24 protein-coding genes are annotated in these 24,347 nt (G+C 71.4%); 17 read left to right on the forward strand and 7 right to left on the reverse strand.

Annotation, left to right across the window (positions count from 1 at the left end):
- Nucleotides 1–35 precede the first annotated feature (35 nt).
- The 5 genes from rhaS to OG453_RS36810 all read left to right on the forward strand — a co-directional run bounded on the left by rhaS (nt 36) and on the right by OG453_RS36810 (nt 5,334).
- Nucleotides 36–1,163 carry a rhamnose ABC transporter substrate-binding protein gene (rhaS, locus tag OG453_RS36790; protein WP_266872876.1) on the forward strand — a complete coding sequence of 376 codons (1,128 nt, stop codon included), beginning with the start codon at nt 36–38 and terminating at the stop codon, nt 1,161–1,163.
- Nucleotides 1,164–1,220: 57 nt separating this feature from the next.
- A complete protein-coding gene (locus OG453_RS36795) occupies nt 1,221–2,234 on the forward strand; it encodes a LacI family DNA-binding transcriptional regulator (RefSeq protein ID WP_266872877.1) in 1,014 nt (337 codons plus the stop codon).
- A gap of 93 nt (nt 2,235–2,327) precedes the next feature.
- Nucleotides 2,328–3,635 carry an alpha/beta fold hydrolase gene (locus tag OG453_RS36800; RefSeq protein ID WP_266872878.1) on the forward strand — a complete coding sequence of 436 codons (1,308 nt, stop codon included), beginning with the start codon at nt 2,328–2,330 and terminating at the stop codon, nt 3,633–3,635.
- A 48-nt stretch (nt 3,636–3,683) separates the two neighbouring features.
- A complete protein-coding gene (locus OG453_RS36805; protein ID WP_266872879.1) occupies nt 3,684–4,430 on the forward strand; it encodes a PIG-L deacetylase family protein in 747 nt (248 codons plus the stop codon).
- A 64-nt stretch (nt 4,431–4,494) separates the two neighbouring features.
- A complete protein-coding gene (locus OG453_RS36810) occupies nt 4,495–5,334 on the forward strand; it encodes an enoyl-CoA hydratase/isomerase family protein (protein ID WP_266872880.1) in 840 nt (279 codons plus the stop codon).
- 71 nt (nt 5,335–5,405) lie between these two features.
- Here the strand turns inward: OG453_RS36810 and OG453_RS36815 are convergent, their stop codons facing one another.
- Nucleotides 5,406–6,302, reverse strand: coding sequence for an SDR family oxidoreductase (locus OG453_RS36815; protein WP_266872881.1), 897 nt, complete (start codon nt 6,300–6,302; stop codon nt 5,406–5,408).
- 71 nt (nt 6,303–6,373) lie between these two features.
- Nucleotides 6,374–7,438: an NAD(P)/FAD-dependent oxidoreductase gene (locus tag OG453_RS36820; RefSeq protein ID WP_266872882.1), complete on the reverse strand. Its 1,065-nt coding sequence runs from the start codon at nt 7,436–7,438 to the stop codon at nt 6,374–6,376.
- Nucleotides 7,439–7,515: 77 nt separating this feature from the next.
- Between OG453_RS36820 and OG453_RS36825 the strand changes: the two genes are divergently transcribed.
- From OG453_RS36825 to OG453_RS36880, 12 genes are all read left to right on the forward strand, one after another.
- Nucleotides 7,516–8,166 (forward strand): helix-turn-helix domain-containing protein, encoded by a 651-nt coding sequence (locus OG453_RS36825; protein ID WP_266872883.1) that lies wholly within the window; start codon nt 7,516–7,518, stop codon nt 8,164–8,166.
- A gap of 78 nt (nt 8,167–8,244) precedes the next feature.
- Nucleotides 8,245–9,213 (forward strand): NADPH:quinone oxidoreductase family protein, encoded by a 969-nt coding sequence (locus tag OG453_RS36830; protein ID WP_266872884.1) that lies wholly within the window; start codon nt 8,245–8,247, stop codon nt 9,211–9,213.
- Nucleotides 9,210–10,427 carry an acyl-CoA dehydrogenase family protein gene (locus OG453_RS36835; protein WP_266872885.1) on the forward strand — a complete coding sequence of 406 codons (1,218 nt, stop codon included), beginning with the start codon at nt 9,210–9,212 and terminating at the stop codon, nt 10,425–10,427. Before OG453_RS36830 ends, OG453_RS36835 begins: the two co-directional genes overlap by 4 nt.
- The gene (locus OG453_RS36840; protein ID WP_266872886.1) at nt 10,424–11,515 is read left to right on the forward strand and encodes an acyl-CoA dehydrogenase family protein; all 1,092 of its coding nucleotides are present in this window, start codon (nt 10,424–10,426) and stop codon (nt 11,513–11,515) included. The genes OG453_RS36835 and OG453_RS36840 overlap by 4 nt, the downstream gene beginning before the upstream one ends.
- A gap of 163 nt (nt 11,516–11,678) precedes the next feature.
- Nucleotides 11,679–13,274 (forward strand): ABC transporter substrate-binding protein, encoded by a 1,596-nt coding sequence (locus tag OG453_RS36845; RefSeq protein ID WP_266872887.1) that lies wholly within the window; start codon nt 11,679–11,681, stop codon nt 13,272–13,274.
- A 32-nt stretch (nt 13,275–13,306) separates the two neighbouring features.
- Nucleotides 13,307–14,272 carry an ABC transporter permease gene (locus tag OG453_RS36850; protein WP_266872888.1) on the forward strand — a complete coding sequence of 322 codons (966 nt, stop codon included), beginning with the start codon at nt 13,307–13,309 and terminating at the stop codon, nt 14,270–14,272.
- Complete coding sequence (locus OG453_RS36855; protein ID WP_266872889.1) at nt 14,265–15,140, forward strand: ABC transporter permease; 876 nt, start codon at nt 14,265–14,267, stop codon at nt 15,138–15,140. The genes OG453_RS36850 and OG453_RS36855 overlap by 8 nt, the downstream gene beginning before the upstream one ends.
- 41 nt (nt 15,141–15,181) lie before the next feature.
- Nucleotides 15,182–16,096: an ABC transporter ATP-binding protein gene (locus tag OG453_RS36860; protein ID WP_266873266.1), complete on the forward strand. Its 915-nt coding sequence runs from the start codon at nt 15,182–15,184 to the stop codon at nt 16,094–16,096.
- A complete protein-coding gene (locus OG453_RS36865) occupies nt 16,089–16,760 on the forward strand; it encodes an ABC transporter ATP-binding protein (protein WP_266872890.1) in 672 nt (223 codons plus the stop codon). Before OG453_RS36860 ends, OG453_RS36865 begins: the two co-directional genes overlap by 8 nt.
- A gap of 135 nt (nt 16,761–16,895) precedes the next feature.
- Nucleotides 16,896–17,756, forward strand: coding sequence for a phosphatidylinositol-specific phospholipase C/glycerophosphodiester phosphodiesterase family protein (locus OG453_RS36870; protein ID WP_266872891.1), 861 nt, complete (start codon nt 16,896–16,898; stop codon nt 17,754–17,756).
- Nucleotides 17,757–17,855: 99 nt separating this feature from the next.
- Nucleotides 17,856–18,050, forward strand: a complete 195-nt coding sequence (locus OG453_RS36875) for a hypothetical protein (protein ID WP_266872892.1) — start codon at nt 17,856–17,858, stop codon at nt 18,048–18,050.
- Between the two features lie 90 nt (nt 18,051–18,140).
- Nucleotides 18,141–19,712 (forward strand): hypothetical protein, encoded by a 1,572-nt coding sequence (locus tag OG453_RS36880; RefSeq protein WP_266872893.1) that lies wholly within the window; start codon nt 18,141–18,143, stop codon nt 19,710–19,712.
- A 16-nt stretch (nt 19,713–19,728) separates the two neighbouring features.
- Here OG453_RS36880 and OG453_RS36885 read toward each other — a convergent pair whose 3' ends face one another.
- The 5 genes from OG453_RS36885 to OG453_RS36905 all read right to left on the reverse strand — a co-directional run bounded on the left by OG453_RS36885 (nt 19,729) and on the right by OG453_RS36905 (nt 24,224).
- Entirely contained in the window at nt 19,729–20,913 is a 1,185-nt protein-coding gene (locus tag OG453_RS36885; protein ID WP_266872894.1) for a phosphodiester glycosidase family protein, read from the reverse strand.
- 200 nt (nt 20,914–21,113) lie between these two features.
- Nucleotides 21,114–21,470: a DUF779 domain-containing protein gene (locus tag OG453_RS36890; protein ID WP_266872895.1), complete on the reverse strand. Its 357-nt coding sequence runs from the start codon at nt 21,468–21,470 to the stop codon at nt 21,114–21,116.
- A gap of 110 nt (nt 21,471–21,580) precedes the next feature.
- Nucleotides 21,581–22,018: an ATP-binding protein gene (locus OG453_RS36895; protein WP_266872896.1), complete on the reverse strand. Its 438-nt coding sequence runs from the start codon at nt 22,016–22,018 to the stop codon at nt 21,581–21,583.
- A 178-nt stretch (nt 22,019–22,196) separates the two neighbouring features.
- Nucleotides 22,197–22,982 carry an SAM-dependent methyltransferase gene (locus OG453_RS36900; protein ID WP_266872897.1) on the reverse strand — a complete coding sequence of 262 codons (786 nt, stop codon included), beginning with the start codon at nt 22,980–22,982 and terminating at the stop codon, nt 22,197–22,199.
- A 168-nt stretch (nt 22,983–23,150) separates the two neighbouring features.
- Complete coding sequence (locus OG453_RS36905; protein WP_266872898.1) at nt 23,151–24,224, reverse strand: YncE family protein; 1,074 nt, start codon at nt 24,222–24,224, stop codon at nt 23,151–23,153.
- Nucleotides 24,225–24,347: the final 123 nt, after the last annotated feature.

Here is a 24,347-nt window from a genome sequence, read left to right on the forward strand (position 1 = left end):
CCTCGTACCGCAGACAAGTCCGAAAGGGACCAACGATGCTCTCTCCCCGCCGAACCCACCGCCGAACTCCCCGCCGAGCCGCCCGCAGAGCTGCCCTCACCCGCGCCTGCGTGACCCTCGCCGCGGTGACCTCGCTCGCCCTCACCGCCACCGCCTGCGGAGGCACCACCAAGGAGTCGTCGAAGAACGACGACGCGGCCAAGGCATCGGACGCGAAAGCCGATCCGAACGCGGCCACCAAGAAGGGCCTGACCGTCGCCTTCCTGCCCAAGCAGGTCAACAACCCGTACTTCACGGTCGCCGACAAGGGCGGCGAGAAGGCGCTCGAGGAACTCGGATCGACATACAAGGAGACAGGGCCCAACAGCGCGACCGACACCAGCGGGCAGGTCAGTTACGTCAACACGCTCACCCAGCAGCAGGTCGACGCGATGGCCGTCTCCGCGCAGGACCCCGGCGCCCTGTGCACCGCCCTCAAGCAGGCCATGAAGAACGGCATCAAGGTCGTCACCTACGACTCGGACACCAACGCCGGCTGCCGTGACGTGTTCGTCTCGCAGGCCAGTGCCGAGGCGCTCGGCCGCAGCCAGGTGCAGCTGCTCGGCAAGCAGCTCGGCTACAAGGGCGACATAGCGATCCTCTCCGCCGCCCAGACGGCGACGAACCAGAACACCTGGATCGGCTTCATGAAGGACGAGCTGAAGAAGCCCAAGTACAAGAACATGAAGCTGGTCAAGACGGCCTACGGCAACGACGACGCCCAGCAGTCCTTCCAGCAGACCCAGGGCCTGCTCCAGGAACACCCGAAGCTGGCGGGGATCATCTCCCCGACGACGGTCGGCATCAAGGCCGCCGCCCAGTACCTCTCGGGGTCGAAGTACAAGGGCAAGGTGCTCCTCACCGGCCTCGGCACCCCCAACGACATGCGCAAGTACGTGAAGAACGGCACCGTAGAGGGCTTCGAACTGTGGGACCCCGCCAAGCTCGGCGCACTCGCCGCGCACACCGCCGTGGCCCTGAAGTCCGGGCAGATCACCGGCAAGAAGGGCGAGTCGTTCAAGGCGGGCGACCTCGGCAGCTTCACCATCGGTGACAAGGGAGTGGTCGATCTCGGCGAACCGACCGTCTTCGACAAGAAGAACATCGACCAGTACAAATTCTGAGGGGATCGCACGAGGCGGTGCACAAGGCGCCGTACGAGCAACGGAACAAGGGGACGCATGGTCGGCATCAAAGACGTGGCGAAGCATGCCGGGGTGTCGGTGGGCACTGTGTCGAACGTGATCAACCGGCCGGACATGGTCTCCGAAGAGACCCGCCACCGGGTGCAGTCCGTCATCGACCGGCTCGGCTACGTCCGCAGCGAGTCCGCGCGGCAGCTGCGCGCGGGCCAGAGCCGCATCATGGCGCTGCTCGTGCTCGACATGGGCAACCCCTTCTTCGTGGACGTCGCGCGCGGTGCCGAGCGGGCCGCGCGCGACGCCGGGCTCCGCGTGATGATGTGCAACAGCGGACAGAGCCCCTCCGAAGAGGCCGAATATCTGGCGCTCTTCGCCGAACAGCGGGTGCGCGGCGTCCTGCTGACCCCGGCGGACGCCACGGGCCGCAACATCGAGGCGTTCCGCCGGCACAACATCCCCTTCGTCCTCGTCGACCGGGTCGCCGAGGGAGCCACCGAGTGTTCCGTCTCGGTGGACGACGTACAGGGCGGGGCGCTCGCGGTGCGCCATCTCCTCGACACCGGGCACCGCAGCGTCGCGTACGTGAGCGGTCCCGCGGGGCTCAACCAGGTCAAGGACCGCCGGGAGGGGGCGCTGCAGGCGCTCGCCGAGGCGGGCCTGCCGGCATCGGCGCTGCGGGAACTGCCCACCGAGCGCCTCGACGTGGCGGCGGGACGCGACGCGGGCGCCCGCCTCCTCGGGCTCGCCGAGCGGCCGACCGCCGTGTTCTGCGCCAACGACCTGCTGGCCCTCGGAGTGCTCCAGTCGATGTACGCCGCCGGGGTGCGCGTCCCCGAGGACATCGCCATCGTCGGCTACGACGACATCGAGTTCGCGGCCGCGGCGGTCGTCCCGCTCACCTCGGTGCGCCAGCCCGCCGTCACGATGGGCACCATGGCCGCGGAACTCCTCCTGGAGGAGACCGAGTCGCAGGCCCCTCAGCGGCACGAGCACCGGCGCGTGGTGCTCCAGCCCGAGCTCGTGGTGCGGCGCTCCAGCCTGGCGCCCCGCTGACCGCATCAGCCTGATGCCCCCTTGATCGCTCCCGGCACGGGTGTGCTCAACTGTGACGAAGCACCCCGTTCCACGCGTCGCCCAGGAGCCCCCTTGACCGCCAGCGCCCCCTACCGCCAGCCCGGCGTCGTCCTCACCGACCACCGCTTCTCCCTGCCGCTCGACCACGACGACCCGGCGGGCGAGCGCATCGAGGTCTATGCGCGGGAGGTCGTGGCCGGCGCCCACGCGGGCGGGAACCTGCCGTGGCTGGTGTATCTGCAGGGCGGTCCGGGATGTGGCGCCAACCGCTTCGTGGGCAAGGAGGCCTGGCTCGGCCGGGCCCTGCGGGACTACCGCGTGCTGCTCCTGGACCAGCGCGGCACGGGCAGCTCCACACCCGCCAACCGCCAGACGCTCGCGCTGCGCGGCGGCCCCCGCGAACAGGCGGACTATCTCACCCACTTCCGGGCCGACTCCATCGTCCGCGACTGCGAACTGATCCGGCGCGAGCTCACCGGCGGCGCCCCCTGGACCGTCCTCGGCCAGAGCTTCGGCGGCTTCTGCACCACCCACTACCTCTCGGCAGCCCCCGAGGGCCTGGACACCGCGATCATCACCGGTGGCCTGCCGACGCTCGACGGGCACGCCGACGTCGTCTACCGCGCGGCCTATCCGCGCATGGAGCGCAAGACCGCGGCCCACTACGCCCGCTATCCGCAGGACGTTGAACGCGTCCGCCGCATCGCCGCCCATGTCGCGGAGCACGAGCCGGTGCTGACCGGCGGCTACCGCCTGACCGTCGAGGCGTTCCAGTCCCTTGGCATGCTCCTCGGCACGGGCGACGGCAGCCACCGGCTGCACTACCTGGTGGAAGACGCCTTCGTACGGACGCCGTCCGGGCCCGCGCTCTCTGACGCGTTCCAGGAAGCCGTGCAGGCCGCCCTCTCGCTCCGGAGCAACCCGCTCTTCGCCCTCATGCACGAGACGATCTACGGCCAGGGCGGCCGGCCCACCGACTGGTCCGCACAGCGGGTACGCGGCGAGTACCCGCAGTTCGACCCGGCCAAGGCGCTCAACGGTGACGCTCCGCTGCTCTTCACCGGAGAGGCCATCCAGCGCTGGCAGTTCGACTGCGACCCGGCCTTGAAGCCGCTGCGCGAGACCGCCGACCTCCTTGCCGCACGCACCGACTGGGCACCCCTGTACGACACAGCGCGCCTCGCCGCCAACGAGGTTCCGGCCGCCGCGGCGATCTACCACGACGACATGTACGTCGACACCGGGCACTCCCTGCGCACCGCCCGCGCCATCCGCGGCCTGCGCACCTGGGTCACCGACGAGTACGAGCACGACGGTCTTCGGGTGGGCGCACCGCGCGTCCTCGACCGGCTGCTCGCGCTGGCCCGCGGCGAGGCCTGACGGCTCCTCGGCCGTGGCCCCGCGGCCCCGCGGAGCTAGGCTGCGGCCATGACAGAGCCGTTGAACGACCAGCTCACCCCCATGCCCGAAGACTGGCAGCGCGCACTCGCCGTCGTCGCCCACCCCGACGACCTGGAGTACGGCTGCTCGGCGGCGATCGCCGGATGGACCGACGGCGGGCGCGAGGTCGCCTATCTCCTCGCCAGCCGCGGCGAGGCCGGCATCGACACGCTCGACCCCGCCACCTGCGGGCCGCTGCGCGAGCGGGAGCAGCGGGCAAGCGCCGCCGTGGTCGGCGTGTCGACCGTGGAGTTCCTCGACCACAAGGACGGAGTGATCGAGTACGGGACCGCGCTGCGCCGCGACATCGCCGCCGCGATCCGCAGGCACCGGCCCGAGCTCGTCATCACGCTCAACCACCGCGACACCTGGGGCGGCGTCGCCTGGAACACCCCCGATCACGTCGCCGTCGGCCGCGCCACCCTCGACGCGGCGTCGGACGCGGGCAACCGCTGGATCTTCCCCGAGCTGATCGAGGAGGACGGCCTCGAACCCTGGAACGGCGTGCGCTGGGTCGCCGTCGCCGGTTCCTCGTCACCCACGCACGCGGCGGACGCGACGGCGGGGTTCGAGCGCTCGGTGCTCTCTCTCCTCGAACACCGCACCTACATCGAGGTGTTGACGCAGGAGGACCCCGAGAAGTACTGCCGCGAATTCCTCACCGGCAACGTGCAGCGGACGGCTGCGCGCTTCGGCGGAAAGCCCGCCGTGTCCTTCGAGGTCTTCAGCCGCTGAGCCCCCGCCGGTACGCTGCGGCTCTGACGGTACGTCAGAAACGCGGGCGGAGGGCTGGTCTCTGATGATCGACACCATCGGCACGGACATTCCGGAGGGCGAGGAACGCCTGCGCCTGGAAGTCGAGGACGGGCTCGGCATCCTCACCCTCTGCCATCCGGCGAAGCTCAATGCGTGGAGCTGGGAATCCACCCGCCAGCTCGGCATCTTCGCCGATCGGATCCGCTTCGACGACTCGATCAGGGTGGTGCTGCTGCGGGCGGAGGGGCGGGCGTTCTGCGCGGGGATCGACGTCACGTCGCTCAACGGATTCGGTGCGATCGACGGCCGCTCGGGCTCCGAGCGCACCCGCAACTATTACGAAGGGCTGCGCTGGGTCCACGAGCGCTTCCGTACGTTCGCCCGCCTGCCGCAGCCCGTCGTGGCCGCCGTGCAGGGCTACTGCCTGGGCTTCGGATTCGAGCTCGCGCTGATGGCGGACGTCCGGATCGCCGCCGACGACGCGGTGTTCGCGCTGCCCGAGGCGCAGATCGGTGTAGCGGTCGACGCGGGCGGCGATCTGCGGATCGCGCGGGACGCGGGCGCGGGCTGGGCCAAGCTGCTCTCACTCACCGGCCGCCGCATCGACGCCGTCACGGCTGAACGGCTCCGCCTCCTCCAACTGGTGGTGCCAGGTGACGAGTTGGCGAAGTCGTCCCGCGACGTCGCCGCGGAGATCGCCGCCAACGCCCCGCTCGCGGTGCAGGGCATCAAGCGGGGCATCGACGCCTACGCGGACGCGGGAATGGATGCCGCCCTCGACCGGGTGGCGATGAACGCGGCGATCACGCTCACGTCGGAGGACTCGCGAGCGGGGTACGCGGCGCGGGCGGGGCGGCGGGCGGCGGAGTTCGAGGGGAAGTGATGCCGACCGCCGTGGGCCGGCGGAGTTCGAGGGATGTGACGCTGGCCGCCGGCGGCCGGCGGACACCACCGTCACCCCTCGAAGGCCCCCCGCCCCATCTGCTCCCGCACCGTCACCACCTGCGGACTCACCAGGCCGCGCCGCTGCCAGTTCGCGCCGTCGACCACCAGGGTGTGCCCGGTGATGAAGCGGGCGTAGGGCGAGGCGAGGAACGTCGCCGCCCAGCCCAGCTCGCGTGGTGCGCCCACGCGGAGAGCGGGCTGACGGGTGGCCTTGTCCCGGGCCCGGTCCAGGTTGCCGCGGATGTCGTCGGTCATGTCCTCGTGCGGCATCAGGCCCGGGACCAGGCCGTTGACCTGGATGCCGTACGGCCCCCATTCCACCGCCAGGGTCTCGACCAGGCTCCGTACGCCCGCCTTGGCCGCCGCGCTGTGTGCGAAACCGGGCCCGCCCGTCCACGCGTACGACGCCCCGATGGCGATGACCGAACCGGGCGTGCCCGCCGCGAGATGGCGGCGGGCGAACTCGCGCGTCATGAAGAACGTCCCGGTCAGCGTGATGTCCACGACCGAGCGCCACGCGTTCGGTGACATGTCCTCGGCGGGCACGGGGAAGTTCGCCGCCGCGTTGTTGACCAGCACGTCCGGCAGTCCGTACGCCTCCTCCGCGGCATCGAAGGTCGCCGCGACGCGGTCCGGGTCGCGGATGTCGCAGGGCACGGCCGTCACCCGGCCGCCGAGGCCCGCGAGTTCGTCCCGCGCCGCCTTCAGACGGTCCTCCTTGCGGCTGGCGATGACCAGATCCGCGCCGAGCCGCGCGAACTCCGCCGCGATCGCCTTGCCGAGCCCCGTCCCGCCACCGGTGACCAGGACGACCGCCCCGTCGTAGGTGCCGTCGGGCAAGGCGCTCACGCCCGGCGGGGGAGGCGCGGGGAGTCCGGGCAGCGGCGCGCCAGTCTCGTCAGTCATGGGCGCATCGATACCGCCTTCCGCATCAAAGCTCCATGGCTGTACGGGAATTGAGGCACAGTGACAGTGGTTCAGCGCAGACCGTGGCGGTCGGCGCCCCGTACGTGTTCGGAGACCTCGGCCTCCATCTCCGGAGAGAAGGCACCCGCGCGGCGCCGTGCCGCGGCCGCTTCGACGTCCGCGAGCACGAGCTCGTAGTTGATCATCACGCCGGCCTGGTAGCCCGCGGCCGTCGCCTGGATCACCTGGACCTTCGGGCCTGTCGCGTTGCCCACGGCCCAGACGCCGGGGACGCTCGTGCGGCCTGTCGGGTCGACGGCCGGGTAGGGGCCGACGGGCGTGTCCTGCATGTCGGCGCCGAGCTCGTTCAGGAGGCCGTGCCTCGGCACCGGCTTCGCGTCGACGAACAGCGCCGAGCACGGGAACACCTGGCCGCCCGCGAGCCGCACCCCCACCAGGCGGTCGCCCTCGACCTCGAGCCCGGCCACCTCGCCCTCGATCACCGTGGCGCCGGCCGCGGCCAGCTTCTCCCAGTCCTCGTCGGGCAGCTCCCGCACGGTGTGCAGGAAGAGCGTCACGTCCTTCGACCACTGGGTGACCAGGAGCGCCTGGTGGATCCCGGACACCTCCGAAGCGATCACTCCGAAGGCCTGGTCCCGCACCTCCCAGCCGTGGCAGTACGGGCAGTGCAGCACGTCACGGCCCCAGCGCTCGGCGACACCGGGCAGCTCGGGCAGCTCGTCGACGAGGCCCGTGGCGACGACGATCCGCCGGGCGTGCACCGACCGGCCGCCCGCCAGCGTGACGTCGAACTCCCCGGCGCCGTCCGGCAGTACGGCCGTCACACGGTCATCGGCCACGTCCACGTCGTACGCCGCAAGCTCCCGCCGCCCCTCGGCGAGGAACTCGGCGGGCGGCATGCCGTCCCGCGACAGATAGCCCTGCATGTGCGCGGCGGGCGCGTTGCGCGGTTCGCCCGCGTCGACGACGAGGACGCGCCGCCGCGACCGGCCGAGCACGAGCCCCGCGCTCAGCCCGGCCGCACCACCGCCGACGACGACCACGTCGTACGAGGCGCCGGTGCTGCCGCTGGTGCTGGTGCTGGTGCCGTTCACGTTCCTGGTGTCCTGGGTCATGGTGACCACCTCCACGGAGACCGTCGCACCGACGACGCGGGATTGACAAACAACGTTGCCGATACTGCAATGAATTCATGGCGAAGAAGATCGAAGAGGGCGCGGCGGCGGCTGCCACGGAGAGCGCTGACGGCGACGACGCGAATCTGGACGGAGTGCTCGCCGAAGTCGGCCCGCGCCTGCGGCGCGTCCGCAAGGAGCGCGGCGCCACCCTCGCCGCCCTCTCGCAGTCCACCGGCATCTCCGTGAGCACGCTCTCGCGCCTGGAGTCCGGCCGGCGCAAGCCCAGCCTGGAGCTGCTGCTGCCCATCGCCCGCGCCCACCAGGTACCCCTGGACGAGCTGGTCGGCGCCCCGCCCGTCGGCGACCCCAGGGTGCGGGCCAAGCCGATCGTCCGGCACGGCCGCACGATGGTGCCGCTGACCCGGCAGCCCGGCGGCCTCCAGGCGTACAAGGTGGTCGAGCCCGCCCGCTCCGTACAGCCCGATCCGCAGACCCACGAGGGGTACGAGTGGCTGTACGTCCTTTCGGGGAAACTGCGGCTCGTGCTCGCCGATCACGACGTGGTCCTCACGGCGGGCGAGGCCGCCGAGTTCGACACCCGCCTGCCGCACTGGTTCGGTTCGACGGGCGAGGGCCCCGCCGAATTCCTCAGCCTGTTCGGGCCGCAGGGGGAGCGGATGCACGTCAGGGCGCGCCCCGCCCAGCGGCGGCCCAAGGGCGCCTGACAGGACCTTCCCCTGCCTGCAAGCGACCGCTTAGTATGCGACGGAGCCCGGTCTACGAAAGCCCCGTGGAGGCCCCGCATGCAGGCATGGCAAGTGCACCAGAACGGCGAGCCGGGCGCGGTGATGCGCCTCGAAGACGTGGACCGCCCGGTGCCGGGCGACGGACAGCTGCTCCTGAAGGTCCGCGCCGCCAACATCAACTTCCCGGACGCCCTGCTCTGCCGGGGGCAGTACCAGATCACGCCCCCGCTGCCGTTCACGCCCGGCGTGGAGATCTGCGGCGAGACCGAGGACGGGCGCCGCGTGATCGCCAACCCCGCGCTGCCGTACGGCGGTTTCGCCGAGTACGCGATCGCCGACGCGGCCGCCGTGCTGCCCGCACCCGACGCACTGGACGACGCGGAGGCCGCCGCCCTGCACATCGGCTACCAGACCGGCTGGTTCGGCCTGCACCGCCGCGCGCACCTCCAGGAGGGCGAGACGCTCCTGGTGCACGCGGCCGCCGGCGGCGTCGGCAGCGCGGCCGTCCAGCTCGGCAAGGCGGCGGGCGCCAAGGTCATCGGTGTCGTCGGCGGCGCCGCGAAGGCCGAGGTGGCGCGGGAGCTCGGCTGTGACGTCGTGATCGACCGGCGTACGGAGAATGTGATCGGCGCCGTGAAGGAGGCCACCGGCGGCCGTGGCGCCGACGTCGTCTACGACCCCGTCGGCGGCGACGCGTACACCCAGTCGGCGAAGTGCGTCGCCTTCGAGGGACGGATCATCGTCGTCGGCTTCGCGAGCGGCGTCATCCCGACGCCCGCGCTCAACCACGCCCTGGTGAAGAACTACTCGGTGCTCGGCCTGCACTGGGGCCTCTACAACGCCAAGGACCCGCAGGCGATCCTGCGCTGCCACGAGGAGCTCACCCAGCTCGCGGCCAAGGGCGCCATCAAGCCCCTCATCAGCGAGCGGGTGCCGCTCGGCGAGGCCGCGGCCGCCGTCCAGCGCGTCGCCGACGGCATCACCACGGGCCGCGTGGCCGTGGTCCCCGAGGGAGCCGCCGCATGACCGACGCCGCCGAACTGCGCCGCCGCACCCAGGAGTTCCTCGCCGCCAACCCGCCCGCTTCGACGGACCGCGTCGACTTCCTCAAGGCCCGCTTCGACGCCGGACTCGCCTGGGTGCACTATCCGCAGGGGCTCGGCGGCCTCGGCGCGGCACGTGCCCTGCAGGCCGTCGTCGACGCCGAGTTGGAGACCGCGGGCGCGCCCGACAACGATCCGCGCCGCATCGGCATCGGCCTCGGCATGGCGGCGCCCACCATCCTCGCCTTCGGCACCGACGAGCAGAAGCGGCGTTTTCTGCGGCCGCTGTGGATCGGCGACGAGGTGTGGTGCCAGCTCTTCAGCGAGCCGGGCGCCGGGTCCGACCTCGCCGCGCTCGGCACCCGCGCGGTCCGGGACGAGGGGGGCACCTCCCGCTCGAGCGAAGCCGAGAGTGGGGGAACCTGGGTGGTCGACGGGCAGAAGGTGTGGACGTCCGGCGCGCACGCCGCCCGCTGGGCCATCCTCATCGCCCGCACCGACCCGGAGGTGCCCAAGCACCGCGGCATCACCTACTTCGTCTGCGACATGACCGACCCGGGCGTCGAGGTGCGGCCGCTGCGCCAGATCACCGGCGAGGCCGAGTTCAACGAGGTCTTCCTCACCGGCGTACGCATCCCGGACGCGCACCGTCTCGGGGAGGTCGGCGACGGCTGGAAGGTCGCGCAGACCACCCTGATGAACGAGCGCGTGTCCATCGGAGGGTCGCGCATCCCGCGCGAGGGCGGCCTGATCGCCCCCGTCGCCGCGACCTGGCGCGAGCGCCCCGAACTGCGCACCCACGACCTGCACCAGCGCCTGCTCAAGCTGTGGGTGGAGGCGGAAGTCGCCCGGCTCACCGGTGAGCGGCTGCGCCAGCAGCTCGTCGCGGGGCAGCCGGGGCCCGAGGGCTCCGGGCTGAAGCTCGGATTTGCCCGCCTCAACCAGGAGATCAGCGGCCTGGAGGTGGAACTCCTGGGCGAGGAAGGCCTGTTGTACGAGGACTGGACGATGCGGCGGCCCGAGAAGGTCGACTTCGCGGGGCGTGACGCGGGCTACCGCTATCTGCGCGCCAAGGGCAACAGCATCGAGGGCGGAACCAGCGAGGTGCTGCTCAACATCGTCGCCGAGCGCGTCCTCGGCCTGCCGTCCGAACCGCGCACCGACAAGGACGTCGCCTGGAAGGACCTCGCGCGATGACTGATCTGCTCTACTCCGAAGAGGAAGAGGCGCTGCGTTCGGCCGTGCGCGGCCTGCTCGCGGACCACTGCGACGCGGCCGCCGTCATCGCCCGCTGCGAGACCGACCAGCCGCACGACCGCGAACTGTGGAAGGCGCTCACCGACGGCATGGGCCTGGCAGGCCTGCTCGTGCCCGAGGAACTGGGCGGCCAGGGTGCCGCCCACCGCGAAGCGGCCGTCGTCCTGGAGGAGTTGGGCCGTGCGGTGGCACCCGTGCCCTATCTCACCAGCGCCGTCGTCGCGACCGAGGCGCTCCTCGTCTGCGACGGGGACGCGGCGGCCGAACTGCTCACGGCACTGGCGTCGGGACGCACGGTCGGCGTGCTCGCCGTGCCGCTGTCCGCGGCCGCCGGCCAGACCTTCACGGACGTACGCGAAGAGGGCGGCGCCCTGCACGGCAGCGTCACGGGCGTCGCCGACGCGGCCGCCGCCGACGTGCTGCTCGTGCCGACGGCCGCCGGGCTCTTCGCTGCCGACGTCGCACAGGACGGCGTGACCGTCACCGCGCAGACCTCCCTCGACCCCACCCGTCCGCTCGCCACGGTGACCTTCGACGCGGCACGCGCGCGTGCCCTCACTTCCGACACCGACCTTGCGGTACGCATGGGTCTGCGGGCCGGGGCCGGGCTGCTCGCCTCCGAGCAACTGGGCCTCGCCGAATGGTGCTTGACGGAGACCGTGCGCCACACGAAGGAACGGCACCAGTTCAACCGGCCCGTCGGCTCGTTCCAGGCACTGAAGCACCGGCTCGCCCAGGTGTGGCTGGAGGTCGTCAACACCCGCGCCGCCGCCCGGCACGCCGCCGACGCCCTGGCGACCGGCAGCGACGAACCCAACCTCGCCTCCGCCCTCGCCCAGGCCTATGCCGCTCCCGTCGCGGTCCACGCCGCCGAGGAGGCGCTCCAGCTGCATGGCGGCATCGGCATGACGTGGGAGCACCCGCTGCACCTCTATCTGAAGCGGGCCAAGGCCGACTCGATCGCCTTCGGGACGGCGGGCAGGCACCGCGATGAACTGGCGGCTCTGCTCGACCTCCAGGCGCCCTGACCGACGTAAATCCCGACGTAAATCCCGACGTACATACCCCACAGCAGTATTCGATGCGGCCTGCACGTACCGCGTGCGGGCTGCGCGTTTTACGTCTCCATTACGTGAGGCATAATTGCGAACTGTTCGCAATAACTGTTGATCTTCAGTAGGGGTGTGGAGCATGAGGGCCCGATCGATACGGGGCACGGGCGCGGTGGCGGCGGCCGCCTCTCTGGCGGTCGCCGCCTCGGCCTGTTCGGCGCCGGGCGACGGCGACAGGGCCGGCGCCGCCAAGGACTCCGCGGTCGTCGGCATCGCGTACGAGCCGGAGTCCCTCAGCCCGCTCCTGGGCTACGGCAAGGACGGCAACTCCAAGATCTTCGACGGTCTGCTCACGCACGACGCCGACATGAAGCTCAAGCCCGCGCTCGCCGCGGAGCTGCCCAAGGTCGCCGACGACGGCAAGACCTACACGTACAAGCTGCGCGAGGGCGTCGAGTTCAGCGACGGGAAGCCCTTCACGTCCAAGGACGTCGTCTTCACCTACGAGACGATCCTCGACAAGAAGACCAACAACGCCGCCAAGACCGAGCTCGACGCCGTGAAGAGCGTCGAGGCGAAGGGCGACGACACGGTCGTCTTCCACCTCAAGTACCCCTACGCGCCGTTCGCCGAGCGCACCGTCCTGCCGATCGCGCCCGAGCACATAGCGGGCAAGCAGGACGTGAACACGGGGAAGTTCACCGCCGATCCGGTCGGCACGGGACCGTACAAGCTGGTGAAGTGGTCCAAGGGCGAGAAGCTCACCTTTAAGGCCAACCCCGGCTACTGGGGCGGCGCCCCGAAGGTCAAGAACTTCACCATGGCGATCATCAAGGACGACGACATCCGGGCCACCCGGCTCGACGCCGGTGAGCTCGACGGCGCGATCCTGCCGCCCAACCTCGCGAAGAAGTACGAGAACGACGGCAACAAGAAGACGTACGCCGCCAAGACCTTCGACTACCGCGTGGTGACCCTGCCCACCGGCAACAAGGTCGCGGGCGACACCGACATCCGGCGCGCGCTCGACACCGGCGTCGACCGCAAGGCGATGGTCGACTCCATCCTGGACGGCGCGGGCAAGGAGGCCTACGGGCCCGTGCCGACCGACAGCCCCTGGTTCACCAAGGGCACCGAGCTGAAGTTCGACGCCGCCAAGGCCAAGAAGATCCTCGACGACGCGGGCTGGAAGCCCGGCGAGGACGGCATCCGCGAGAAGGGCGGCGTCCAGGCGGAGTTCCCGCTCTGGTACCTCTCCGGCGACAAGCTCCGCCAGGACCACGCGCTCGCCTACGCGTCCGACGCCAAGAAGCTCGGCATCAAGGTCGAGGTGCAGGCCGGCACGTGGGAGGTCATCGAGCCGCGGATGCCCAAGGATGCGGTCCTCGCGGGCGGCGGCTCCCCGGCCGACCCGGACTTCGACCAGTACACCCTCCTGAAGTCCTCGCTCGCCGGTGACGGCTTCAACAACATGGCCCACTACGACAACCCCAAGGTCGACAAGGCGCTCGACGAGGCCCGCGAGAGCGGCGACCACGCCAAGCGGCAGGCCGCGTACGACACCATCCAGCGCGAGCTGGTGAAGAACCCGGGCTACACCTTCCTCACCCACATCGACCACCTCTACGTCGTCGACAAGCGCTTCGGCGACCTGACCACCCAGACCGAGCCGCACGACCACGGCCTCGCGTCAGGACCGTGGTGGAACGTCGAAGACTGGCAGCCGAAGCAGTGAAGTCCGCGCTCCGGAAGCTCCCGTGGGGGCCGATGGCGCGCATGACGGGACGGCGGGCCCTGTTCGCCGTCCCGGTCCTGCTCGCCGTCACCTTCGGCGTCTTCGCGATCGCCGCCGCGTCCCCCTTCGACCCGGTCAAGGCGTACGCGGGGACGGCCGGGCTCACGGCGTCCCAGGAGAACCTCGACCAGCTGCGCGCCAACCTCGGCGTCGACCAGCCCCTGGTGCAGCGCTGGTGGAACTGGCTCACCTCGGCCCTGACCGGCGACCTCGGGGACTCCAGCACCCTGCGCCAGCCCGTCTCCGACGCCATCGGTGAACGCATCGGCTGGTCCGTGCTGCTCGCCGCCACCGCGTTCCTGCTCGCGATCCTCGTCGGCACCACGCTCGGCGTCCTCGCCGCGCGCCGTCCGGGCGGCTGGCTCGACCGTGCGGTGACCTCGCTCGCGTACACCCTCGAAGCGGCGCCGCCGTTCTGGATCGGCCTCCTCGCCGTCTGGCTGTTCGCCCTCAAGCTGGGCGTGCTGCCGTCGGGCGGGCTCACGGACACCGCGAGCTCGACCGTGACGGCAGGACAAGTCGCGAGCCATCTCGTGCTGCCCGCCGCCGTCCTGGCGATCTCGCAGCTTCCCTGGTTCGTTCTGTACGTACGTCAAGGCGTCGGCGACGCGCTCGGGGACGACCCCGTCCGTGGTGCACGCGCGCGTGGCCTCGCCGAACGGACCGTCCTCCTCGGCCACGCCCTGCGCTCGGGCATGCTGCCCGTGCTCACGCTGATCGGCTCGCGGGTGCCCGAACTGATCACCGGTGCGCTGCTCGTGGAGACCGTCTTCAGCTGGCCCGGCATCGCCGCCGCCACCGTGCAGGCCGCCACCTCCGTGGACTTCCCGCTGCTCGCCGCGCTGACCGTGCTCGCCACGGCGGCGGTGCTCCTGGGCAACCTCCTCGCCGATCTGCTGTACGGCCTCGCCGACCCGAGGGTGGGATTCGATGGCTGACGTGACCTGGCGTGCCACTACAGGGGGCGCCTCGAAAACTCGCTCCACGCGCGCGTGGCGGGTACGTTCCTCGGCGGTGATCGTCGCGGCGGTCGTTCTCGCCGTCCTGCTCGTACCGCCGCTCGTGAACCTCGACGAACAGGCCGTCGACCTCGCGGCCAAGCTTCAACCGCCGTCCTGGGCGCACCCCTTCGGGACCGACGACGTCGGCCGAGATCTGCTCGTGCGCTGCGTGTACGGGCTGCGGGTCTCGCTCCTGGTGGGTGTGGTGGCGGCCGTCGTCGCCACCGTCATCGGCACGGCCGTGGGCGCGCTCGCCGCCGCGTCGGGCGGCTGGGTGGACCGGGTCGTCATGCGGCTCGTGGACGTCTTCTCGTCCGTGCCCCACCTGCTGCTCGGCATCTTCATCGTGGCGATGTTCCGGCCCGGCGTCTGGCCGGTCGTCGTCTCCGTCGCGCTCACCCACTGGCTGTCCACGGCCCGCATCGTCCGCGCCGAGGTGCTCTCGCTGCGGTCCCGCCCCTACGTCGACGCGGCGATCTCCGGCGGTGCCTCGAGACTGCGCGTCACCGTGCGGCATCTGCTGCCCGGCGTGCTCCCGCAGGCCGGACTCGCCGCCGTCCTGATGGTGCCGCACGCCGTGTGGCACGAGTCCGCGCTCTCCTTCCTCGGGCTCGGACTCCCCACCCACCAGGCCAGCCTCGGCACGCTCGTGCAGAGCGCGCGCGGCTCGCTGCTCGCCGGGGACTGGTGGCCGACGCTCTTCCCCGGCCTGTTCATCATCGTGCCCACCCTGGCGATCGCGGGCCTCGCGGGTGCCTGGCGGGAACGGATCAACCCCCGGCGCCGATCGGAGCTGATGCTGTGACTCCCGTGCTGTCCGTGCAGGGCCTTTCCGTACGTTTCCGCATGCGCGGCGGCAGCTTCGTCTCCGCCGTCACCGACGCCCGCTTCGACCTCGCGGCGGGGGAGTGCCTGGCCCTCGTCGGCGAGAGCGGCTGCGGCAAGTCCGTGCTCGCGTCGGCGCTGCTCGGGCTGCTCCCGCAGAACGCGGAGACGGCCGGGTCGGCGCTCATCGGCGACGTGGACCTGCTGGCCGCCGACGAACGGACCCTGGCCCGCACCGTGCGCGGGCGGCGCGTCGGCCTCGTACCGCAGAGCCCGGCCGCACACCTGACGCCCGTGCGGACGGTGCGCGCCCAGCTGGAGGAGACCCTGCGGGAGCTCGCGGGCGTGCCGCGGCCGAAGCTGCGGGCGGCCGCCGAAGCAGCCGCCGAGCGCGCCGCGTTCCCCGCCGGGCACCTGGACCGCTACCCGCACGAGCTCTCCGGCGGCCTCGCCCAGCGCGCCGCCACCGCGCTCGCGCTCATCGGCGACGCGCCGCTGCTGCTCGCCGACGAACCGACGACCGGGCTCGACCGTGACCTCGTCGACCGCACGGTGGACGAACTGCGCCGGCACGTCGGCGAGGACCGCGCGCTGCTCCTGATCACCCACGATCTGGCTGCCGCCGAGCGGATCGCCGACCGCGTCGCCGTGATGTACGCGAGCCGCATCGTCGAACTCGCCGACGCAGACGACTTCTTCGGCACGCCTGGGCCCCGCCACCCGTACGCGCGCGGCCTGCTCGACGCCCTGCCGGAGCGGGAGTTCACGCCGATCCCCGGCATGCCGCCCGAGCTGTCCGCGCTGCCGGCCGGATGCGCGTTCGCGGCGCGCTGCCCGGCGGCGGACGAGGCCTGCGGAGCCGTGCCCGAGCCGGCGGACTCAGTCGCCTGCCACCACCCCCACCCGGCGGCCCTGCTGGAGGCACCCCGTGCTTGAACTGCGTTCCGTCACCGCCGGATACGACCGCCGCGCCCCCGTCGTACGCGGCGTGGACCTCACCGTCGACGCGGGCGCCTCCGTCGGCCTCCTCGGACCCAGCGGCTGCGGCAAGTCGACGCTGGCCCGCGTCGCCGCGCTGCTGCACAAGCCGGACGCGGGCCGCGTCGTCATCGACGGCGAGCCCGCGCGCGGCTGGCGGCACCGCGCGCCCCGCGAACAGCGCACCGCCTTCGGCGTGGTCTTCCAGCAGCCGCGGCTCTCCGCCGACCCCCGCCTGACCCTCACGAACCTGATCGCCGAGCCGCTGCGGGCCGGCGGGCGGGGGAGCGAGGCAGCCGAGCGGGTAAGGGAGTTGGCGGCCACCGTCGGACTCGGCGACGACCTCCTGGGCCGCAGGCCGCACGAGGTGAGCGACGGCCAGCTGCAGCGCGCCTGCCTGGCTCGCGCGCTGGTGCTCCGCCCCCGCTGGCTGATCTGCGACGAGATGACCGCGATGCTGGATGCCTCGACGACGGCTGCGCTGGTGCACGCGGTGGAGAAGTACCGGCGCGAGAGCGGCGCCGGCCTGCTCGCGGTCGGCCACGACCGGGTGCTCCTGGAGCGGTGGTGCGACCGGACGGTGCACTGGAGCGAGCTGGTGGTGGACGGCAGGAAGCCCTGAAGTTCCGTGCGCTCATCGCAGTGAACGAAGGGCGTCGATAGCGCCAACTCCCCGCCGCAGGAGGTTTCTTGACGCGGGCATGGCCTCATACTCACTGAGGCCCCGCCCGTCGTCCCTCGTCCTCCGGGAGTCTCCATGGCCCTCTTCAGCCGTCGTAGAGCCCTCACCACCTTCGGCGCCGCCCTCGCGGGCACCGTCGCCGTCCCCGCGTACGCCCAGGCGAGCGAGCGCGGACACGGCCCCCGCCCCCTCATCCGCGCCCACGCGCACAACGACTACGAGCACCCCCGGCCCCTGTTCGACGCCCTTGACCACCGCTTCGGCAGCGTCGAGGCCGACATCTACCTCGTCGACGGCCAACTCCTGGTCGCCCACGACCCGGTGGACCTCGACCCCACCCGCACCCTCGAATCCCTGTACCTGGACCCCCTGGCCGCCCGCGTCCGCGCCAACGGCGGCTCCGTGTACCGGGGTTACCACCGCACCCCCTTCCAGCTCCTGGTCGACATCAAGACCGAGGGCGCGGCGACGTACCTGAAACTCGACCGCCATCTCCAGCGCTACCGGCACCTGTTCACCACGTACTCCCACGGCAAGGTGCGCCGCTCCGCCGTGACGGCGGTGATATCGGGCGACCGCGCGGCCCGCGCGCCGATGGAGGCCCAGCGGGTGCGCCGCGCCTTCTACGACGGCCGCCTCGCCGATCTCGGCACCGCGGCCCCCGCCTCATTCATCCCGCTGATCAGCGACAACTGGACGCTCAACTTCAGCTGGCAGGGCGTCGGCGCGTTCCCCGCGGCCGAGCGCGACAAGCTGCACGGCATCGTCTCCACCGCCCACAAGCGCGGTCAGCGCGTCCGCTTCTGGGCCACCCCCGACCTGGCGGGTCCGGCGCGCGAGGCGGTGTGGGGCGAGCTCCTCGCCGCAGGCGTCGATCACCTGAACACGGACGACCTGGCGGGGCTCGAAACATTCCTCGACGCCCACGGGAACTAACACCCGTTCGGAGGACATGCCGGTCGCCCGGACGGTCCCTCCGCTGCGCAACACTGACGGCCGAAGCCGCGGTGCTGACGCGGCGGAGGAGGGTGTTCCATGGCCATCTCGGTCTCTGTGGTGCTGCTGCTCGTGATCCTTGCGGTGGTTTTTCTGCGTAACGGCGCGCTGAAGTTCTCGCACGCTCTTGTCTGCGCGCTGCTCGGCTTCTACCTGGCGAGTTCCAGCGTGGCGCCGACCATCCACAACGGGGTCACGGCCACGGCCGACATCGTCAGCAGCCTGCAGCCGTGAACATCCGCCCGCTGCCCTGATCGTTTCGCCTTCATGAACAACTGTCATGTTTCCATGGACACTTCAAGGGCGCCGATCTAGCTTCGGCGCATGTCCAGCAGACTGCGTCGTCTCGGTTTCAGCAGTGCGGTGGCCCTGGCCGCGGCGTCCCTCGCGTACCCGGCCCACGCCGACGACATCCCGAAGGCGCCGGGGCACCGGCGCGTCGAGCAGTACGCGGGAGCGCCCGCCGCCACTCAGCCGCTGCCCGGCGAACAGCCGCCCCAGCACCCGTATCTCGCGGCCAACGGCCGCAGCGGCATGCACGCCGACGCGGCGGGCAGCGGAACGTACCCATGGAACGGGCCCCTCGGGAAGAAGCCGCAGGTCGGCAGCGCGAAGATGGCGGCGATCGGCGGGGAGTGCGCCACCGCCACCTTCGACCGCGCGGGCCGCATCGTCACCGTCTGCGGCACCTTCACCGGCTTCCTGGTGAAGCTGCTCGATCCGGATTCGCTGGAGACGCTCGCCGAGTACAAGCTGCCGCAACGCCCCTCGACCGTCGAGGCGATCACCCGGCTCGACTTCTCGAAGATCTTCAAGGACACCTCGGGCGGCGCCTACTCGTACCTCGACGACCAGGACCGGCTCGTGCTCGCCGACTCGCGGCAGCACATCGTCCGGCTCGCGCACGAGCAGACGGCGGACGGCAGTTGGCGGTTCGTCGTCGACAAGGACTGGGATCTGACGGAGCATGTCCCGCACGACTGCGTTACCTGGTCAAATCTCTACCCGAGTGGCGAATGTGACCCGGTCACGTCCGTGATGCCCGACTGGGAGGGCCGGATCTGGTGGGTGACCCGGCAGGGCCGCGTCGGCACCGTCGATCCCGAGTCCGGAGACATCCGCTCGATCCGCCTGGAGGGCGAGGAGATCCAGAACTCGTTCTCCGTCGCCGATGACGGCGTGTCGATCGTCTCCGACCACGCGCTCTACAGCTTCCGGGCGGCCGCCGACGGCACCCCGAAGGCCGTCTGGCGCCAGACCTACGACCGGGGGACGGGCACCAAACCGGGTTCGGTGAACCAGGGTTCGGGCACCACCCCCGACCTCTTCGGCGCGGGCGACGACTACGTGGCGATCACCGACAACGCCGACGACCGCATGAACGTCCTCGTCTACCGCAGAGGCGCCGACGTCCCCGCCGACAAGCGCCTCGTCTGCAAGGTCCCCGTCTTCGGCTCCGGCGCGTCCACCACCGACAACTCGCTGATCAGCTGGGGCAACAGCCTGGTCGTCGAGAACAACTACGGCTACGAGAACATCACTTCGCTGACCTTCGGGCGCAGCGTCGTCGGCGGGGTCAGCCGGATCGACGTACGCGAGGACGGCAGCGGCTGCGACACCGTGTGGGAGAGCGCTGTCCGCGCGCCGTCGAATGTGCCCAAACTGTCCACCGCGGCCGGTCTGTTGTACTTCTACACGAAGGAGCCCAACAGCCTCGGCATCGACGCCTGGTACCTGACCGCGGTCGATTTCCGCACCGGCGAGACCAAGTGGAAGCGTCTCGCCGGCACGGGCATCGCCTACGACAACAACTGGGCGCCGGTCACCCTCGGCCCCGACGGCACGGCGTACGTCGGTGTCTTCAACGGGCTCGTGGCGGTGCGGGACACCGAGTGACCGGCGGCGCCCGGGCTCACGCCGTGGAGAACACGCCGATGCCGTTCGGCACCGGGCGCTCCGCGCCACCGCTGGGGTTGTTCCGTACGGTGACGGAATCGGCGCCCGGTGGCCTGGCGACCAGGGTGCTCGACGAGACCAGCGTGGACGAGCCGCCGCCGTCCAGGCTGAATCCGTCCTCCGCGCCCAACTCGCGCAGGGTGTCGACCACTTCGGCGATCGTCAGGCCCGAACGGAACTCGGGGGAGCCGTCGAGCGAGAGCAGCAGCAGACGCTCGCCGTCGTCGGCGATTCCGGCGGCGGTCCGCACCGCGGAGGTCACGGTGTCGATTCCGGGCAGTGGCGCGCCGCCGCGCAGCACCGGGTAGCCGCCGAGCGCGAAGCGGAACGGAGTGCGGGACTCGGCCGCCACCAGGCGGTGCCGGACGCTCACCGGGTCGCCGACCGACAGCTTGCGCAACTGCTGGGCGCCCGCCTCGCGGCCCACGAGGACCGTGCTGCCGCGGGCCACGGGCCCGCTGCCGGGCGTGTCGGCCGACTCCACGACACGCCCGTGGCGCACCGTCACCTCGTGGGTGTCCGTGCTGCAGGGCGCGCCCCGGTTCGTATCGGTGCCACAGGTGGAGCGCACCCGCGATGTGCTGCCCCAGTCGCTGGTGAACGCGCCGACGGAGCCAACGGGCAGCGCGTACTGGTTGAGCCCGCCCAGCGGCAGCCGGGTCTCGGCGGTGCGCACTTCGCCGTCCAGACGGAGATCGTCCATGCGGGCCCGCCGGTCGAAGCCGACGCCGAGCACGGCCTCGGTCGTCACACCCGGCGGCATCGCAGGGCCGAAGCGCTGGCCATTGGGCACCGCACCCTTGAGGGCGCGGCCGCGGGCGACCGCCGGGCCGACGGGCGCGCCGGTGGCCTCGACGCCCGGATGCTGGGTCTCGCTGATGTTGAAGAAGTCGCCGTTGATCCCGCCGACCGCACCGGCCCCGTCGGCGAGCGTGGACACGGCGGAACGGGCGCCCACCGCACCGGGATAGAGCAGGTCGACGCCGGTGCGCGGGTCGCTCAGGTCGATGTCGAGCACATGCGCGCGTGCCGTGCCGCGCGATGCCGGAATGTCGAAGTGCCGGTAGGACACGCCCGGAGCGATCTCCGAACCACCCGGCTGGCGGGTGCCCTGCACGGCGTCGGCCGGTGCCGCTCCCATCAGAGCCGCACCGGCCAGCGTGCCGAATGCCGTCAGTACCGAGAGCGCCGCTCTCGCCGTTCTGAATCGTAGGAAAGTGTGTTCGCGTCGTGTTGCCACTACGCCCCCTGATGTCTCCCTGGCCAGGCCAACTGCCCCAGTGTGGGGGCCGTGTGAGGAGTTCACCAGATGGTGGTGCCCGTCGGCTGGAGGGCTTGCGGCTAGTTGCCGATCAGTCGGGAACGGATGAGGAAACGTACACCTTCGGGTGCTTCGAGGGAGAAGCCGCCGCCCCGGCCCGGTACGACATCAACGATCAGCCGGGTGTGGCTCCACACCTCGTGCTGGCTCTTCGACATCCAGAAGGCGACCGGCTCGGCGACGCCCGCCACGTCCAGCGAGGCGAGGCGCACATCGGAGCCGCCGGTCCGGAACTCGCCCGCCGGGTAACACATCGGGGCGCTGCCGTCGCAGCAGCCGCCGGACTGGTGGAACATCAGCGGTCCGTGGGCCTCCCGCAGCCGCCGCACCAGTTCGGCGGCAGCAGGGGTCAGCTCCACGCGCGGGGATTCGGTCATGGGCCGCCGCCATTCCTTGCTCGCCGGGCCGCCGTTGAGGCGGTGCTCCAGTCAAGCCCGCGCAAGGTTGCGAGGACGTTGCACACGCGGCCGGACAGGGTGACGGTCCCTCACCAGACCAGGACCGCCCGCACCGTCTTGCCGCCCCGGCCGGTGCCGACGACCTCAAGGCGCGCCGCGAGGTGCCGCACCATCGCGAGGCCGCGCCCGCTCTCCCGCTCGGTGTCCGTCTTGGGGTCGGTGTCCGTCTTCAGTACGTGCGGACTGACCGGGCTCGCGTCATGGACCTCGACGGTCACCTGGTCGTTGGAGACGACCAGGCGCAGGCGGCAGGGGCTGCGGCCGTGCCGGGTGGCGTTGGTGACGAGTTCGGACACGATCAGCGTGGCGTCGTCCACCCGCTCGGCGTCGACCTTCGTCACATGGCGATGGGGACGGGTCAGGAACACGGAGGTCAGCTTCCGTGCCCGGCCCGCCGAAGCGGCCTCCTGAGGCAGGGCGAATTCGGCGCGTGCGGTGTGCCGATGGGCGCGCGTGTGCGCACGCATGGCGACTCACTTCCCCTCCCTGGGACAAACCGGCGCACTCATGGAACTCCGTCCACCGGGGCCACGGCATGTCTTGCGTGGCCGGTCCTGCCCCACGGTGATGCCCGGCTCGACTGATCGCCAACCGGTTCGCGCGGCACGGCCACGGTGAGGACGGGCCGGCGTAGCCACGTGCCGGTCAGGGAATGCGGGCCACCGCGGCGTAGATCCCGCTGCCTTCGGGCTCCGGACGTGCGGTGTCCTTGAACCACTCGGGGGCCGTCACGAGGCCGGGCTCGACGAGGTCGAGGCCGTCGAAGAAGCGGCCGACCCCGGCGCGGGTGCGGAACCCCAGCTGGATGCCACCCTTCGCGTACTCGGCGGTGACCCGCTCGGCCAGCTCCGAGTAGAGGTCGGACGCCGCGTGCGAGAGCACCAGATGACTGCCGGAGGGCAGTGCGTCGACGAGGGTGCGCACGATGCCGTGCGGGTCCTGGTCGTCGGGAAGGAAATGCATGAGCGCGATGAGCGAGAGGCCGATCGGGCGCTCGAAGTCCAGGAGCCCGCGGGCGTGTTCGAGGATCTCCAGCGGGTTGCGGACATCCGCGTGGATGTAGTCGGTCATCCCTTCGGGCCTGCTGACAAGGAGAGCCTCGGCGTGCCGCAGCACGATGGGGTCGTTGTCGGTATAGACGACCCGCGCCGACGGCACGACCCCCTGGACGATCTGGTGCAGATTCGGCTCGGTGGGGATTCCGGTGCCGATGTCGAGGAACTGGTCCACGCCCAGCGTGGCGAGCCAGGCGCTCGCGCGCTGCATGAACGCGCGGTTCTGCCGTGCGGCGTCCTTCGCCTCGGGCGGCAGCTTCTCGCCCACCGCCTCGTCGACGGGGTAGTTGTCCTTGCCGCCGAGGAGCCAGTCATAGACGCGCGCGGGATGCGGCTTGCTGGTGTCGATCGTCGGCCTGGGCGCAGCTGCGGTCATGACGTACTCCGTTGCGGCTGAGTGACGCGGGTGACGGCAGTCTGCCACAGCAACACGACCATGGTGATGGGGCGTTGGGACTTCCAACTCCGCAGGTCGGAGGGGTGCATGGGGCGTCCCGCCCGGCACGTGGTCGTAGCGGGCGGGACGCGGGGTCGGTACGTGCGGTCAGCGGCCGAGGCCGATGCGGTGCACCTGGTCCTGGCCCTCGGGGCCGGAGCCCGACTTGTCGACCGCGTACGCGGCGCCGTCGGTCACCTGGATGTGGTTGGGGTTGGCGCCGGTGGCCAAGGTCTCGACGACCGTGCCCTCGCGGGGGTCGACGACGGTGATGTTTCCGGGCGTCCGGTTGGCGACCAGGACGTGGCCCGAGCGCCGGTCGGTGGCGACGGACAGGGCGCCCGCGCCGGTCGGAACGGTTTTCGTGACGGCGCCCGCGCGCAGGTCGACGACCGAGAGGGAGCCGGCGGCCTGGTCGGCGGTGTAGGCGGTGCGGCCGTCCTTGGACAGCGCGACGGAGATCGGGCCGTCGCCGACCGGGATGAAGCGGGGGCTCTCGCCCTTCGGGGTGATCTCGATGATCCGGTCGCTTTTGAGGTCGGCGGCGTACGCGGCGCCGGTCTTCTCGTTCACCGCGAGGCCCGTCGGGCTCGCGCCTTCGACCGTGACGCGCTTCTTCTCCTTGTACGTACGGGTGTCGAAGGCGACGACGGTGCCGTCCCCGAAGCCGCTCGCCCACACCAGGTCGTGCTTCTCGTCCACGACGATCTCGCGGGCGTGGTTCACGCCGGGCAGCGAGGCGAGGTGCTTGCCGGTGCGCTGGCTGTAGACGGCGACGGAGTTGTCGCGGGTGTTCGTCGTCCAGACGGTGTTGTGCTCGTCGTCGACGGCGACGCCGTAGACGGCCTCCACCGCGCCGGTCTCCTCGTTGGTGACGGGAGGCGTGTACGTCGCCTCGACCTTCAGCGTGCTCGGGTCGACCTTCAGGAGGCTGGAGTTGGTGACCGGCGGGCGGCCCACCGCCGCCGTGGCCCACAGCACGTTGTTCCGCTCGGAGTACGCGGACTGGTAGAGGCCTTTGACGAGCGGCGCGGAATCGACGGTCGAGCCGGCCGAGCCGCTCGGGGCGGACGCGTGACCGGAGTGCGCGGTAGCCGTGGCGGGCAGCGCGAGCGAGCTGCCCGCGGCGAGGGCCACGGCGACCGCGGCGGTACGGCGGATACGGCGGGTGATTGAGGTCATGCTGCGTCAATCTCCTTGACAGAGGCACCTCTGTGAGAGGCGATCGCTCATCAACTTAGCTTAGGCTCACCTAAGTAAATGGCGATTCGCGGTGTGGCGCGCGCCACAACTCGACGGGGTGGT

Origin of the sequence: Streptomyces sp. NBC_01381 (assembly GCF_026340305.1) — a bacterium.
Taxonomy (GTDB): domain Bacteria; phylum Actinomycetota; class Actinomycetes; order Streptomycetales; family Streptomycetaceae; genus Streptomyces.